Below are 15,298 nucleotides of genomic sequence, written 5' to 3'. Positions count from 1 at the left end.
TAAACATGGATGCGAAGACAATGACGATGAATAGCCTGACCACACAAGACAAAGCAAAATCCTTACTCGGACGTGTTAGCCGCGACAACCTTGTGTTGTTCGGTTTGCTCGCTGGTTTGTCGACCATGATGGTGCTGTTCATCTTAATGCCGCTTTGGGCTATGTTGACCAAGAGTGTGCAAAATGCCAATGGCGAATTTGTCGGGTTGGCAAACTTTGCGACGTACTTTTCCTCTTCAAGCTTATGGGTCTCGGTGGGCAACACCTTCACTTTGGGCGTGATAGTGACCTCAGTAGTGGGTGTGCTTGCGTTTGGCTATGCCTACGCGCTGACGCGTTCATGCATGCCATTTAAAGGTTTGTTTCAAATCCTAGGTACCGCGCCAATCCTTGCGCCTTCGTTGTTGCCAGCGATCAGTTTGATCTTCCTTTTCGGTAATCAAGGCATTGCCAAAGAGATGTTGTTAGGAAACTCGGTTTACGGCGTGATTGGTATCTCGATGGGTTTGATTTTCTGGACCTTCCCTCATGCATTGATGATTTTGACCACTTCACTGCGCACTTCTGATGCCCGTTTGTATGAAGCTGCCCGCGCACTGAAAACCTCACCCATCAAAACCTTCTTTATGGTGACGTTACCTGCGGCGAAATACGGTTTGATCAGTACGCTTATTGTCGTCTTTACGCTGGTTATCACGGACTTTGGTGTGCCGAAAGTGATTGGTGGCAGCTACAACGTTCTGGCGACTGACATATTTAAGCAAGTTGTGGGACAACAAAACTTTGCCATGGGGGCGGTGACCAGCATTATGTTGCTATTTCCTGCGGTAATGGCGTTCGGCGCAGACCGCTGGGTACAGAAAAAGCAAAAGAGCTTATTCGATACACGCTCGGTGCCTTATCAGCCAGAACCTAACAAAGCGCGCGACAGTATTTGTTTGGTTTACTGCAGTATCATTTCTATTGCAGTGTTGGCAGTGCTTGGCATGGCGGTGTATGGCTCGTTTGTCACATTCTGGCCTTGGAACAAAGCGCTGACGCTAAACAACTACAACTTTGCCGAAATGAGCACCTACGGTTGGAGCCCATTCTTCAACTCGCTAACGCTGGCAGGTTGGACAGCGGTTATTGGTACAGCCATCATCTTTGTCGGTGCTTACTGCATTGAGAAAGGGCGTGCGTTTGGTCCAATTCGCCAAGTGATGCAAATGCTTAGTGTGGTGCCAATGGCAGTTCCTGGTATGGTGCTTGGCTTGGGTTACATCTTTTACTTCAATGATGCGAACAATCCTCTGAATGTGCTTTATGGCACCATGGCATTCTTGGTAATTAACACGGTAGTGCATTACTACACGGTGGGTCACATGACTGCCCTGACAGCGCTAAAGCAGTTGCCATCGGAAATTGAAGCCACGGCGGCATCGGTGAAGCTTCCTCAATACAAGTTGTTCTTTAAAGTGACATTACCTGTGTGTTTACCTGCGATTTTGGACATTGCGACTTACTTGTTTGTTAATGCATTGACCACCACTTCTGCGGTAGTATTCCTTTACTCAACCGATACGATTCCGGCTTCGGTCTCGATTCTGAATATGGACGATGCAGGTCAAACTGGCGCTGCATCGGCAATGGCTGTGATGATCATGATTGCTGCCGCAATTGCGAAGATTGTTCAGATGACTTTGGGTAAATTGTTAGAGAATCGCACACAAGCTTGGCGCAAAAGATAAGGACACTTCGTGCAATACGTAAAAATTAAAGATTCGATTGTTGAACAGATTGAAGCGGGCATGCTATCGCCGCGTCAAAAACTGCCAGCAGAGCGTAAGTTGGCGGAGTCGTTCGATACTACACGCGTCACTCTGCGTGAAGCTTTATCACTACTAGAAGCGGAAGGTCGAATCTATCGCGAAGATCGCCGAGGTTGGTTTATCTCACCTGAGCCATTGCGTTACGACCCTACCCAAACGCTAAACTTCCCGAACATGGCGAAAGCGCAAAATCGCGTGCCAAAAACGGAGTTGGTCGCAGCAAAAGGGACGTTGGCAAACAAACAAGCCGCGCGCTTGCTGGACTTGCAACCTTTCTCGGACGTGTATCGAGTCGACCGTGTGCGATACCTAGAAGAGCGTCCGGTGGTATTCGTAACAAATTACATTCGCCCAGAGCTGTTTCCGAACCTGCTGGACTATGATTTATCAAATTCACTGACAGATATTTACCGCGATCATTATGGCGTGACGTATCAAAAGATTCGCTACCGCATTTCAACCAGCACTTTGTTGGGTGAAATGGCTCAGGCATTGCGCGCGACAGCAGGCACGCCAGCAATGGTGGTTGAACGTATCAACTACAACCAACATGGTGAGTTGATTGACTGTGACATCGAATACTGGCGTCATGATGCTATCAGCATCGAGTCTGTCGCAGAGCTGAATTAATCTCTGTTTGCTGGTCATCTGTCTAGTTGGCGGCGAGCAATTTATATCTCAAATTCAAAGGCTCCATATTGGGGCCTTTGTTGTACCCAAGCACTTTGAGGGTATCTAAATATCATAAACAGGAAAGCGGAATGGATCTCTTGGCAATCGCACTCGTTGTATTGTCTGCGGTTATGCATGCGGGCTGGAATATCCTTGGTAAAAGCAACGCTGGTTCAGGGCTCGCGTTTACGATGGCGGCAAGTTTATCTGCTTGTCTTCTGCTCACGCCTTATCTTATTTGGTATCTCTTTAACATTGGCTGGGCGACGTTGCCCAGCGTGTTTTGGGGAATGCTGTTTATCAGTGGTTTATCTCAAATCGTCTATTTGGTTGGTTTGATCGTGGCCTACAAGCACGCCGATGTGGGAGTTATTTATCCGATTGCGAGAGCACTTCCTGTAATGATGGTGGGCGCACTCACCGTCGCCTTAGGTTATGAGTTGAATGCTCAGCAGTGGTTGGGTTTCTTGCTTATTACTTTAGGTTGTGTCCTAGTTCCAGTGACCAGCTTTCGTCAAATTACTCTTGGGGAGTACCTGAATGTTGGTGTGTTTTGGGCCTTGATTGCAGCGTTTGGCACGACGGGTTACTCCGTTGTGGACAAGCAAGCACTGAAACTGCTAACTCAACAAACATCGACCATTCTTAACGACCACTATAGCGCGATTTTTTATCTAGGCGTGCAGTTTTGGGTTATGGGAGTACCGGTTTTATTGTGGTGTATTGTTTCGGGGAGTCAGCAAGAACTACAAACAGCTTGGATGATTCGCAAAAGTGCGAGCATGGCTGGCATCATGATGGCATCCACCTACGGCTTGGTGCTGTTTGCGATGACTATGACTGATAACGTCAGCCTTGTTGTGGCTTTGCGACAAATCAGCATTGTATTTGGTTTATTAATGGGCGTGTGGTTGTTGGCTGAAAAATGGTATTTCACGCGAGGCGTCGGGGTGCTGTTGATCCTGAGCGGAATCATTATGTCATTGAGCTCTGCTTGAGGTATAAGGCACCGATGTCGATTCGGTGCCTTGGCACAGCTAAATTTTTAAAATCGCAATTGTGCACCAAACATCACACCGCCAGAATCAAAATCGCTATTCTTGGCGTAGTTGTACTCTAAGTTCAAACCAAAGTGTTTATAGGCCCAAGCGACACCAGCAGCGGCTTCTCCGCCAAGACTAGACTCGTCATATTCTTTATTCTGACCATTGTTTTTAAGCGTGTAACTTAACGTGTAGTAAGTGATACCGCCTTTCCCGTAAAGCTCAAAGCCAGCTCCCAGAGGGTAACTTGCGTAACCGCTGAGTCGAGGCCCGCCATAACTGACATCGGTGATTTCTGTTAAGGGACTGATAAGTACGGAGCCAATGCCGTTAAATGCGCCCTTATAGCCGGCTTCAATACCAAAGTTGTGATCGAACATGTAACGGTAATATACATCACCAAGGAACATGTCACCTTCATCATGGCTATTGTTCACATCGTAACTAACATTACCGTAGCCTAAATTTGCTCCAACAACATGTTGGGTTGGTTGTGCATGAGCCGTTAAGGAAAGTGCGTACAGTAAGCATGCAACGGCGTACTTGTAAGACATAAAAACTCCGAATCATAAAATGAAAAAACAAAACGTCATGTGGTGCGTTGGGTTAACGTAGCCTTGTCATGAACTCCGTTTTGGTATTGTCTAACCATTCGTAACGACGTCGATACATAGAACGCTTAGAACGCGACATGCCTTCGATATCACGACGCGGGGCATTCACATCGAGTGAGTAGAAATGACGGTTGTATTCGGTGCCGCCCAACTCTTGCCAGAGTGCATCGTAATCCGTTTTGATTCGTCCTTTACTGTAGCGTCGTGCAGCATAAGTATGGGATTGTGTTTTTACCGCTAGAATCGTATTCACTTCCCAAATTTGCGCGAGTAAAGTGAGCAAACTCACCATCAAGCTTTTTGGTCTTTGCCCGTAAAGCTTACGAGTTAACTTTTTAATTTTCGCGTTGTTCTCTTCACTGCTGCGTGGCCCTTGCAAGCCGCCAATCATAATGCTGCGTCCAGATTCTATGTGGCCGAGAGTAAATGAGAGCGTATAGAAGTTGCCATCCTCCGCGCTGTGTAGCACTAGGCTCATGTCGCCTTCTTTTTGGTAACGCGCTTCGTACACCAATCGCACAGAGTACAATGTCTCGTCGATTTCAAATGATGTTAATGTTAAGCCTGTCGAATCGGTATAGATCTCTTCAATGGTCTGTTTAGAAAACAGCTCTGAAATGGTTTTGTAGTGATCAACCACTAGGTTTGAACGATCGAACGCTGAGTTATTTTTGATGATGTAGGGACGAAACGGTTTTTCTAAAAATCGGTGCGTACGTGCACAAAGCATCTTTAGCAATGACGATTCAATATTATCTGACAGGTGCTTAAACGCTCGTTTGTAGTAAAGTGCGCGCAAGATGAACTTAGCTCTATAGGTCCAAATTGGCTTATAGACATCAGCATAATCATCTGAGTAAATTGATTTGCTATGGTAAAAAATGGATTTGTTCGCGGTCATTTTCACTCCAGATTAACGTGTGCTCAGCAGCCACAATTAAGAACCGACGGACGAGCAGCGAAGAACCCGAAAAAGGGGGAAATGCAAAGCACTACTAAAAGGGGAGGTTTTGCTGTGCCCGACGTTTATATAAGGTTTTGAACACTGTTCTTTTGTTGGGATTCTAAGAGAAAATTGACCTTAGGTATTGTATGGGTTGGTAAGGAAATGTCAGTTTGGAAGCCACTTTGAACGTTGTGATTAGGAGGCAGAAAAATGCTCGTGTTGGCAGAGTATGATGCCGTGTTGCTAAGTTAAAGTGAAATGAGTTGAACAAGAATTGAACGTTATTTGAAATTATTTTGACGTGTTTCTGGTCTTTATACGTACCTTATAAATATCGAGCCAATTTAGGCCCGATATAAAGGTAAGTAAGGAGAGGTTTATGAAACGCTTAATGACTTTAGCAAGTATGATTGCTCTGACTGCTGCACCTTCTGTTGTTTTTGCTGGTGGCTATCAGTGGACAAACGATACCGAAACGATCCATGGTGATGTTATGGATAGCAAACAAGCGGCTTATGAAATGGGTCGTGACATGATTCAGAACTATCAAAGCAAATCACCAGGTCAGCTTCGTGACGAGTTTACAAGCCTTACAGAGTATGTTGATCGCCAGTCGTTTTCTATCACCGACTCAAAAGTCATGGTGAATGAGTTCTTGCAAAGTGACGGGCAAGTTGTATACCAGCCTATTCTCAATGTTCAATACGAGTACCGCATGCGTGAAACCGGTAAATACTAACCAGTAAGACGGTCTCGATTTTCCGATAATTTATATCCTTGCTGTTTGTTTTGGGGAGCGCTGCTCCCCTTTTTTGTATTCATTGATAGCGGAAACTTCCACTCTCTCAGCGCAATATTTGCTATCGCTCAGCGTTAGATATTCTTGCTCGTTGATTGTGCTCATCGTTTGTAAAGTGTTTACAGAAACGATGCAACGCACTAACAAGGATATCCGATGACACACAGTTCATACTGGTTCAAACAGGCCATTGAAGCTGAACAGCCAGAAACGCCGCAACCATTACATCAAAATATTGATACCGATATTGCTATTGTCGGTGGTGGCTACACCGGACTTTGGACAGCGATTATGATTAAGCAGCAATCTCCTGAAAAACAGGTGGTTGTTATCGAAAAGGGCTTGTGTGGCAGTGGGGCATCTGGCGCGAATGGCGGCTGTATGCTGACATGGTCTACCAAGTTCCCGACGTTGAAACGGTTATTCGGTGAAGAACATGCTGTTTGGTTGGTAAAAGAGTCGGAACAAGCGGTGTTAGAAATCGACGCATTTTGCAAGCAACATGGGATTGATGCACAGCTATCACTCAACGGTGTTTATTATACGGCGACAAACCGAGCGCAAGCTGGAGGAATGCAGCCAGTTGTTGATGAGTTACAACGATTAGAGGTGAACAGTTGGCGTCGTTGCTCGTTGGAGGAACTGCGTGCCAATGCGGGTTCACCTCGCCATATTGAAGGCTATCACTCTCCGGTTGCTGCTAACGTACAACCCGCCTTACTCGCGCGAGGGTTACGCCGTATCGCTATTGAGTTGGGTGTGGAAATCTATGAGAACACGCCAATGACGCGTCTAGATTATGGAAAACCTGCCACCGTCTGTACACCTAAAGGAAACATTCAAGCGCAGCAGGTGGTGTTGGCATTGAACGCATGGATGGTGGAGCAATTTAAGCAGTTCAAAAACAGTATTGTTGTGGTGTCTTCGGATATGGTTATTACCAAACCGCTTGGTGATACGTTGCCTCAATCTGGTTGGCAAGCAGGTTCGAGTGTGTTGGACTCACGCATCTTCGTACATTATTACCGAGATACGCCAGATGGCCGTTTGATGCTAGGTAAAGGCGGTAATCAGTTCTCTTTCAACAACCAAGTTGACGCGATGTTTAACAAGCCGACGCGTTATCAAACGCTACTAAAAAAATCATTCGACAACCTTTTTCCTCGCTTAAAAGGGGCTGAATTTGAGTACTCTTGGACTGGCGGTTCGGATCGTTCCGCAACTGGTTTTCCTTTTTTTGGCCAATTGGATGAGCAAAGTAATGTCTTTTACGGGTTTGGTTATTCAGGTAATGGCGTTGCCCAAACTCGAATGGGTGGAAAAATTTTATCGTCGTTGGTGTTAGGGCTAGATAACGAATGGACGCGAAGTGGTTTAGCGCAAGGACCGCTTGGGTATTTTCCACCAGAACCAATACGTTGGCTGGGAGCAATGATGGTACGAAATGCTGTTCGCCGAAAAGAGGAAGCGGAAGACAATGAGAAACATCCGTTTGTTTGGGATAAATGGCTAGCGAAACTCGCAGGACCAGCAGGCAAAGCGGATAAGCTCGACTAAACTGAAGACTTTAGCCACAAACGAGACAGTTTGCAGTGAAAGTCATTGGGGGGCAATGTACCCTTGTGTTAGCCTCTGTTTTTCAAGCTCAGATTTAAAAGGTGAGTAATATAATGAAAGTATTCAGCAACTTCGATAGCGGCAGCATTCACGTAGTGAAAGCGGACGACAAAAATGACATCCAACTTAAAATCCCTAATGACAATATGTCGGAATTCTACCAGTGGTTCCATTTCCGTCTAGAAACCGAAGCCGAGCAGTCGCACACGATCAAACTGCTTGATTTGGCTAAGTCGGCTTATCCAGAAGGTTGGCAAGGTTACGATGTCGTGGCGTCTTACGACCGTGAAGAATGGTTCCGTGTACCAGCAGAGTTCGATGGCGACACGCTGACTTTCACTGTTATCCCTGAGCGTAGCTCAATTTACTTCGCGTACTTTGCGCCTTACACATACGATCGTCATTTAGACTTGTTACACATGGCACAAAGCGTGCACCACTGCCAACTAGAAACATTAGGCCACACATTAGACGGCAATGACATGAGCTTGCTAACGTTTGGTGAGCCAGAAGAAGGCAAAAAGAAAATCTGGATGATTGCACGCCAACATCCGGGTGAAACCATGGCTGAATGGTTCATGGAAGGCATGATCCAACGTCTACTGGACGAAAATGACACGGTTGCGCGTGCATTACTGGAAAAAGCAGTGCTTTACGTGGTACCAAACATGAACCCAGACGGTGGTATTCGCGGTCACTTGCGTACGAACGCGGTAGGCGTGAACTTGAACCGTGAATGGCAAACTCCGTCTATGGAGAAAAGTCCAGAAGTCTACCTTGTGCGTCAACGTATGCTGGAAACGGGTGTTGACATGTTTTTAGATATCCATGGTGATGAAGCAATTCCTTACAACTTCGTCGCTGGCTCAGAAGGTATTCCTTCTTACGATGAAAATCTTGCCACTTTAGAGGCATCATTTAAGCAAGCGTTACTGACTATTACACCTGAGTTCCAAGATGAGATTGGTTATGATAAAGATGAGCCGGGTAAAGCGAATTTGACGGTAGGCTCAAACTGGGTCGCGGAGCAGTTCAAATGCCTGTCGTACACGATCGAGATGCCATTTAAAGACAACAACAATCACCCAGATCCGCTTTATGGTTGGTCACCAGAACGCAGTGTATTATTTGGGCAAGATGTCTTAGCTGCAACGCTTACCGTGGCGGATAAAATCTAGTTCGATAAGTTCACGTCTGTTCATTATTTCGAAAACAGCTCATTTTAAATGAGCTGTTTTTTTATGCCTTCGATATCCATTCTCTCCTGTAAAAATTTGTTGCCATTCACAGGCTTAAATGTCGATTCTTAAATTTGAGAAAATGGGTTTTTATGGTGATTTGCGTCACAGAAAACTGGCTATTTTGTGATATTCTCCGCAACGAATTGACTATGGCTAAACCAACGCAACGAGACTTTATTTCTCGGTTGGGTATGCGGATGAAGCTCATGAATAGATGGTCTTGAGGTTATCTTTCTCCGTTTTACGTCATTGGCGTTTGAATATCATTTTTTGATTCTTTCCTACGCTATTTAGCTATTTCTGTTCGAAGAAAAGAGAAAGTTACGGCTTCATATTTTACGGCAGTATGCTGCCTCGATGTGTTGCTTTGTGTACAAGAAAAAGGAAAAGAATAATGAAAAAAATCGCTATAGCAGTGGCTACTGTACTTGCTGGTGGTGTGATCTCAAACGTTGCACTTGCTGACACTTACATGGGCGGTAAAGTAGGTTACAACTCTCTAAATGATGCGTGTTACCTAAACGAACCTTGTGACGACGACAGTTTTGCAGCATCTATGCACCTGGGCTACAGCTTCAACGAGTACGTTGCAGCAGAGTACGGTGTTGATTACCTTGGTGACTTCACTGCAAACTTCAAAAAGCCGGGCCTAAACACCGTTGACGGTGATCTTTGGGCGTTGACTCTTGCTCCTAAATTCAACCTACCGCTAACGGATTCTTGGAATCTATTCGCGAAAGTTGGTGCTGCATACATGATGGCGGGTGACGAAAAAGATTTCGTACCAACAGGCTCTCTAGGTGCTGAGTACAAAATCAACTACAACTGGAGCCTACGTGCTGAATACCAACGTTACCAAGATATGTCTGATGACGTGATTGAAGATATGGATTCAGATTTCTTCGGTATTGGTTTTAACTACAAGTTCGGCTCTGAGCCAGTAGTTCAAGAAGAAGTGGTTGAGGAAGTAGTAGAAACACGCCCTGCAACACGTATTGTTGAGCATGTTTACCCTGCTCAAACAACAGCGACAGTACAATTCGACCTAGAAAGTGCAGAAGTGAAAGATGCATCGACCCTTTCTGGTACCGTTGATCTGATGAACACTTACCCACAAGCTCAAGTTGAGATCACGGGTTACAGTGATACGACGGGTTCTGCTGCGTACAACCAGCAACTTACAGAAAAACGCGCGAAAGCCGTTGCTGACGAGTTCCAAGCAAAAGGTATTGCGGCTGAGCGTATGACAGTGAAAGGCATGGGTGAAGCTAACCCAGTAGCAAGCAACGAAACACGTCAAGGTCGTCAAATGAACCGTCGTGTTGAAGTAGTTGTCCCTGCGTTTGAATACCAAACCACTGAGAAAGCAGAATAATTCCTGCTTAAGAGACAGTTCCAAAAGCCAGCGTGTATCACGCTGGCTTTTTTGATCCCGCTTAACAAACTCAGCACTTTCATCAATTTGTCATCACCAGTTCATACCATGGCTACTGAGTATTTGGGAGAGTGTTATGCAAAGTTTACCGCCGCTTAATTTGCTCCGAGCGTTTGAAGCCACGGCGCGATTACAGAGCTTCACTAAAGCCGCAGAGGAGCTAAATGTGACCCGTGCGGCCGTCAGTCAGCAGGTGAAATCGCTAGAACTGCAGTTAAATGCAACATTATTCGAGCGCAAGGGTACGCACCTTACGCTGACCAGCTCAGCAAAAGAATACTGGCCGGTGGTTAATCATGTGCTTCAAACCTTATCAACCTCGACCCATCATTTATTTACTCGCCCACAGAACAAGCAAATTACCTTACATGTCGCCCACAGTTTTTGCTCGCAATGGCTAATGCCAAGGCTGGCCGATTTTCAGCGTCAATTTCCAGATGTTTCCTTTAAGATCTCGACAACCGCGAATACGGTTCCAAACGCCAGTGCGATTGCAGATATAGAAATTATTAACGGAGATGGCGATTGGCAAGAACAACAAGCTATTCAGCTTACCCAAGAAAACTGGATCGTTGTAGCAAGCCCCGGCTTTATTCAGTTAAATCCGATTGATGACCTCACGAAGCTGTCTCAAACACCTAAAATCTGCACCGGCGGTTATCATGAATCTTGGCAGGTATGGTTTGCGTACCAAGGTTATCAAGGCAAGGTGAGCAAAGTGATAGCAGAATTTGAACATTCATTGCTTGCTATTCAAGCTGCAACCAATCAACTTGGTGTCTTGCTGGTGAGAGACTTTCTTGTTGAGGATGAGTTGCAACAAGGGATATTAGTGCAAATCGGAGATTGGGGTATGCCCAGCTCCGGCGCACACTATATGATGGTTAGAGCATCAGAAAAGTCACACGTAAACACCTTTGCCCAATGGTTAATACAAAGCCTTTGATGTTTACGGTCTATTTTTACAACGGTACTTATTCTTGCGATTTACCTAACAAAATGCGTGGTTTCTTATAGGGTCAGTCAACCTTCTCTAAAAGCTTTGAGTGTATGATGATCTAGCTTTACGTTATCTGATGCGCACTTAATCCACACAGGATACTGTTATGGAAACAATGCAAGGCGGTAGAGAAAATGCCATCTATCGAAAAGGGAATTTGATATCTCGTCCTGCCAGTTATTGGACGATGACTATCCATCAGCTACTTACCTATCTTCATTCACGAGGCTTTACGGCATGCCCTAAAGCGGTTGGTATTGAGAAAGGAAAAGAGTGGGTTAGCTATGTCGAAGGAGAGACTGACAACTATCCATTGATTGGCAACATTGCTTCTGTTTCCGCGCTCCAATCTGCGGCAAAAATGTTACGCGATATGCACGATGCATCTGAGGGTTTCCTTAAGCAATATCAAAATGAAACGCTGCACTGGATGCTGCCACCACGAACACCACAAGAGGTGATTTGTCATGGTGATTTCATGCCATATAACGTGGCACTCCATGGAGAGTTTGTCGTTGGTGTGTTTGATTTTGATACGGCGCATCCGGCACCAAGAGTTTGGGATGTCGCTTTTTCGGTCTATGGTTGGGCACCATTTAAAACCGATGAGCACGATAAAATGGGCTGTTTGGAGCAACAAATTCAGCGTGCAAAACTCTTCTGTGACACTTATGGGTGTTCGAGATTGGAACGGGAAGAGCTGGTGGAGGTGATGACACATCGACTCTCCGCATTAGTTGATTATATGAGAGGGGTCGCAGCTCAAGGTGATGATAGGTTTCAAGCGAACCTAGAAGATTGCCATCATACCGCTTACCTCAACGATATCGAGTACCTAAGAAAACATAGACAAGTCATCACCCTAGGACTTTTAGGTTAGGGCTGGGTGATATCTTTAATGACATTGAATAACCACTGGTTTATCGGGGCTTGCTGTTGTGATCGACGACAGCTCATCACGTAGCGAACATCAAGCTCTAACCCGCCAGGAAGCGCGATACTTCGGCAGCCCTTAGGCACATGTCCACTCATGGTTATACCAAAATGATCCGTTTGTAGGAGCACTTTTTGAATCATCGCAGGATGTTCAATTTCTACCTTAGGTGTGGTTCTGAACCCCATATGATTGAGCCTTTCCAACAACGGGTATCGGTAGTCGTTCCATCCCGGCGTTTTGAAAAGTAAAAAGGGGTAGTTTTCTAGCTCTTGGAAATGTTGAGCGGGATGCTCATCTCGAACAAAAAATACTGCTTTTCCTCGACCTAGTTCGTTTTGAATAATTGACTGCGGAAGATCCTCATCAAAATAATGAATCGCAATAGCGTTTTCACCCTCAGTTAATCGCTTTTTCGCGTCGCTCCCCCAACGTAAACAAGCGAACTTTGCTTTTGGGGCGTGTTTTAGTAATTCTAAGTAAAACTTGTCACCAAAGTAATCCCAAAACAATGTGTTCGCATAAATAGTGATCGAGCCGTCAAAATTAGCGGGTGAAAAACTCTGTGGTTTGATGGAATCAATACTGGTGAGGATTTGTTCAAAATGTGGCATGTTCGCCTCGACAAAAGCGGTCGGTTCAAAGCCATTTTTAGTCTGAATGAACAAAGGGTCATCGAGCTGCGCTTTCATTTTTGTCAGGTTTTTGCTGATTGATCCTGATGTCTTTCCGAGTGAATCTGCCACCAATCGGACGCTATGTAACTCATACATCCGTTTTAGTACCAATATGTTTTGAATGTCCAGATTAATGCTCATACATCGTCTCATTTATCTTCTGCCGAGAAATCATATCTCTGAATTTCTGAATAAAAGACAACGTTCGGTCAATTTAGGCATGCTGTCGTATCTTATGGTTTATTGAAGGCGACGGTGGACAGCAAATATGCTTGGCCATATCAATTTAGTGGTTTGGATTTCCATTTGGTAAATGATGACTTTCCTCGTATGAACATGTTTCTGTTGTTACAGTTTTTTCATCGAAAGAAAGTAAGAACAAAAACAGAGGTGACGTATGAAAAAATTAATCGCACTTGGTTTGATGGTTTGCTCAACAAACATAGCATTAGCTGGCGATGGGTCATACACGGGCACGATTGATATGACGATGGCTACGAAAAATCAGGTCGACGTCGAGCGCGCAGATTCTCAACTGACGCTGAAAGGTCGAAATGAAACTGCCTATGGCGGGGTAATCATCCAAACGGATGCTGCTACACAAAAAATTGAACTTCGTGGTCGACGTGATTAATCGAACATGTTGTTGTTAAGAAAATGCCGCGAATATCGCGGCATTTTTTATATTTTGAGATAGGTAAATCATCAAACTCAGCTTTGAACTTCAACCCCAGCTTCGATCTCGACTGGTTGCGCTTGAGTATCGCTTTCTTTCGCCGCATCAAGCATCTTGCGAATAATGAGTGACGCTGCCATTGCGATAGCGACCATCACGACAGCAAGGACAGTGAGTAATTGGAAATAATCACCATATACGTTTTGTACAATGTCTTGTGTGATGGTCTGTCCTTTCTCTAACGCGATAGAGGTTGAGAATGCAGCACCAATAATACCGCTTAATGCGATTGCCACAGAAAATAGGCTCACAGAGAAGTTTTCGATGTGCTTCGGCGCGACGGAAAGAATAAACGCTACGACCATCGAACCCACGATGACTTCTGCAATCGCCTGGAAGAAGTGAATAGCGAGAAAGATTTCTGGCATGATCACGACATCTTCACCCACGGTAGTCACGGCAAACGTCAAGATACCAAACGCTATCGCGGTCAGTACAAATGCCAAGGCGATTTTTGTCGCGGTAGAGAGGTAGATATCGCGCTTTTCCAGCAACCCAAAAAAGCCAGCTACGATAGGACCACCAACCATACACCAAAGCGGGTTCATTGCCATTGCTGCTTCTGGTTCGAGCGGAATAAAACCAAATAGAGAGCCTTTTAATGTGTTGATAGCAACCATGTTCATCGAGGTCATCATTTGTCCGTAGTAAACAAAGAAACAGGTTGTCAGCAAGGTCACAATTAAGATGGTCCCCATCTTCAAAGACTCAGCTTTGCTTGCTTTAAGCATCAGAGATATGAAGTATGCGATCGCCGCCCCTCCGATGGCGTATACGATATTTTGGCCAATATCCATGTTTGAAAACATGAAAAATACCAACGCGATCATTGCCAATGAAATCAATGCAAAAAGTACCCAGTTTTTTAAACTTACGGTTTTTTGATCAAGCTCAGAGGCTACGCCAACAAGATCTTTGCGGAAGACCAATAGCATGATCAATGCCGCTGCTGCCATAACAGCAGAGATGGTAAAACCGCCATTAAAGCCGATCACAAGGACAATCATTGGGAACAAATATTGACCTAAAAAGGCGCCAACATTATTCACTGAATAATTGATTGGGTATCCTTTTTCAAAATCTTCTTGTGATTTGAACGTTCGTTTATAGAGGCTAGGGTAAGAGGGTGACATCAGGCCGCGGCCATAACTGGCGAGCGCAATACCACACATTGAAAGTGGAACGTTAGAAGCAGAAGCCCCCAACACGAGTAATACGTAACCGGATGCAAAAGCGAAATATGCGATAGAAAGTGAGCGATAAGCGCCTAAAAACTTATCTGCAATAAAGCCGCCCGCAATCGCGAAAAGTGGCCCGATCGCCGAAAAAGCACCAACGATCATCATCGTATCGGCTTCGTTGTAATTTAGATCCTCTAGAAAAAATCGAGTTAGACTTACTAATACACCGTAAAATGATAAGCCAAACATCATTTGGCAGAACATCATGGATTTATTGAGTTTATTCCACATAATTTTGTACTCACATTAGCGGAGAAAGGTAGGTATTGTTATTTCTATTAAATAGTAATGAAACGAAAGATTGAGTATTGAAATAATTGTCGCATAACGTGGAAATGCTGCACTATATTTTCTAATGCTTATATGGCTAAATGCTAATGTGTTGTTCTAGATCAATTTGAATAAAGCAGTGCTTAATTCTATTTTTGTTTAATTTTGTTGTATTTGTTACTGATTGGAGCTAATGGGGTTTTATAGGATTACGGCAAATAAAAAGAGGTCTTGCGAGAAAGGAAATTGCTGACGAAGTGCA

The 15,298-nt window shown here is 44.8% G+C and carries 14 protein-coding genes; 10 read left to right on the top strand and 4 right to left on the bottom strand.

What is annotated here, in order from left to right; all coding sequences use genetic code 11:
- Positions 1–5: 5 nt before the first annotated feature.
- The 3 genes from VEA_RS18795 to VEA_RS18785 all read left to right on the top strand — a co-directional run bounded on the left by VEA_RS18795 (position 6) and on the right by VEA_RS18785 (position 3,481).
- Positions 6–1,730: a putative 2-aminoethylphosphonate ABC transporter permease subunit gene (locus VEA_RS18795; protein WP_006741288.1), complete on the top strand. Its 1,725-nt coding sequence runs from the start codon at positions 6–8 to the stop codon at positions 1,728–1,730.
- A 9-nt stretch (positions 1,731–1,739) separates the two neighbouring features.
- Positions 1,740–2,441, top strand: a complete 702-nt coding sequence (gene phnR / locus VEA_RS18790; protein WP_006741289.1) for a phosphonate utilization transcriptional regulator PhnR — start codon at positions 1,740–1,742, stop codon at positions 2,439–2,441.
- A 131-nt stretch (positions 2,442–2,572) separates the two neighbouring features.
- Entirely contained in the window at positions 2,573–3,481 is a 909-nt protein-coding gene (locus tag VEA_RS18785) for an EamA family transporter (protein ID WP_006741290.1), read from the top strand.
- A gap of 47 nt (positions 3,482–3,528) precedes the next feature.
- Here the strand turns inward: VEA_RS18785 and VEA_RS18780 are convergent, their stop codons facing one another.
- Both VEA_RS18780 and VEA_RS18775 read right to left on the bottom strand, forming a co-directional pair.
- Complete coding sequence (locus VEA_RS18780; protein WP_006741291.1) at positions 3,529–4,080, bottom strand: outer membrane beta-barrel protein; 552 nt, start codon at positions 4,078–4,080, stop codon at positions 3,529–3,531.
- Between the two features lie 52 nt (positions 4,081–4,132).
- Positions 4,133–5,041: a VirK/YbjX family protein gene (locus VEA_RS18775; protein ID WP_006741292.1), complete on the bottom strand. Its 909-nt coding sequence runs from the start codon at positions 5,039–5,041 to the stop codon at positions 4,133–4,135.
- A 424-nt stretch (positions 5,042–5,465) separates the two neighbouring features.
- On the opposite strand from VEA_RS18775, the gene VEA_RS18770 reads away from it, so the two are divergent.
- From VEA_RS18770 to VEA_RS18745, 6 genes are all read left to right on the top strand, one after another.
- A complete protein-coding gene (locus VEA_RS18770; protein ID WP_005395335.1) occupies positions 5,466–5,825 on the top strand; it encodes a DUF3316 domain-containing protein in 360 nt (119 codons plus the stop codon).
- Between the two features lie 216 nt (positions 5,826–6,041).
- Positions 6,042–7,442, top strand: coding sequence for an FAD-dependent oxidoreductase (locus tag VEA_RS18765; RefSeq protein ID WP_006741294.1), 1,401 nt, complete (start codon positions 6,042–6,044; stop codon positions 7,440–7,442).
- Positions 7,443–7,555: 113 nt separating this feature from the next.
- Entirely contained in the window at positions 7,556–8,680 is a 1,125-nt protein-coding gene (locus tag VEA_RS18760; RefSeq protein WP_006741295.1) for a M14 family metallopeptidase, read from the top strand.
- 457 nt (positions 8,681–9,137) lie between these two features.
- Complete coding sequence (locus VEA_RS18755; RefSeq protein ID WP_005395330.1) at positions 9,138–10,118, top strand: OmpA family protein; 981 nt, start codon at positions 9,138–9,140, stop codon at positions 10,116–10,118.
- Positions 10,119–10,254: 136 nt separating this feature from the next.
- Positions 10,255–11,124: a LysR substrate-binding domain-containing protein gene (locus VEA_RS18750; RefSeq protein WP_012842389.1), complete on the top strand. Its 870-nt coding sequence runs from the start codon at positions 10,255–10,257 to the stop codon at positions 11,122–11,124.
- Positions 11,125–11,284: 160 nt separating this feature from the next.
- Positions 11,285–12,058, top strand: coding sequence for a phosphotransferase enzyme family protein (locus VEA_RS18745; RefSeq protein WP_012842388.1), 774 nt, complete (start codon positions 11,285–11,287; stop codon positions 12,056–12,058).
- On the opposite strand, the gene VEA_RS18740 is transcribed toward VEA_RS18745, so the two are convergent.
- Positions 12,055–12,930 carry a LysR family transcriptional regulator gene (locus VEA_RS18740; protein WP_006741298.1) on the bottom strand — a complete coding sequence of 292 codons (876 nt, stop codon included), beginning with the start codon at positions 12,928–12,930 and terminating at the stop codon, positions 12,055–12,057. The genes VEA_RS18745 and VEA_RS18740 overlap by 4 nt on opposite strands.
- 256 nt (positions 12,931–13,186) lie before the next feature.
- Between VEA_RS18740 and VEA_RS18735 the strand changes: the two genes are divergently transcribed.
- Positions 13,187–13,423, top strand: a complete 237-nt coding sequence (locus tag VEA_RS18735) for a VPA0252 family protein (RefSeq protein ID WP_005395322.1) — start codon at positions 13,187–13,189, stop codon at positions 13,421–13,423.
- Positions 13,424–13,500: 77 nt separating this feature from the next.
- Here the strand turns inward: VEA_RS18735 and VEA_RS18730 are convergent, their stop codons facing one another.
- Positions 13,501–14,997, bottom strand: coding sequence for a peptide MFS transporter (locus tag VEA_RS18730; RefSeq protein ID WP_005395321.1), 1,497 nt, complete (start codon positions 14,995–14,997; stop codon positions 13,501–13,503).
- Between the last annotated feature and the right edge of the window lie 301 nt (positions 14,998–15,298).

The organism is Vibrio antiquarius (assembly GCF_000024825.1).
In the GTDB taxonomy this organism is placed as follows: Bacteria; Pseudomonadota; Gammaproteobacteria; order Enterobacterales; family Vibrionaceae; genus Vibrio; species Vibrio diabolicus.
Note: the sequence above shows the minus strand (reverse complement) of the source record. Positions and strands in the feature narration are given on the sequence as shown.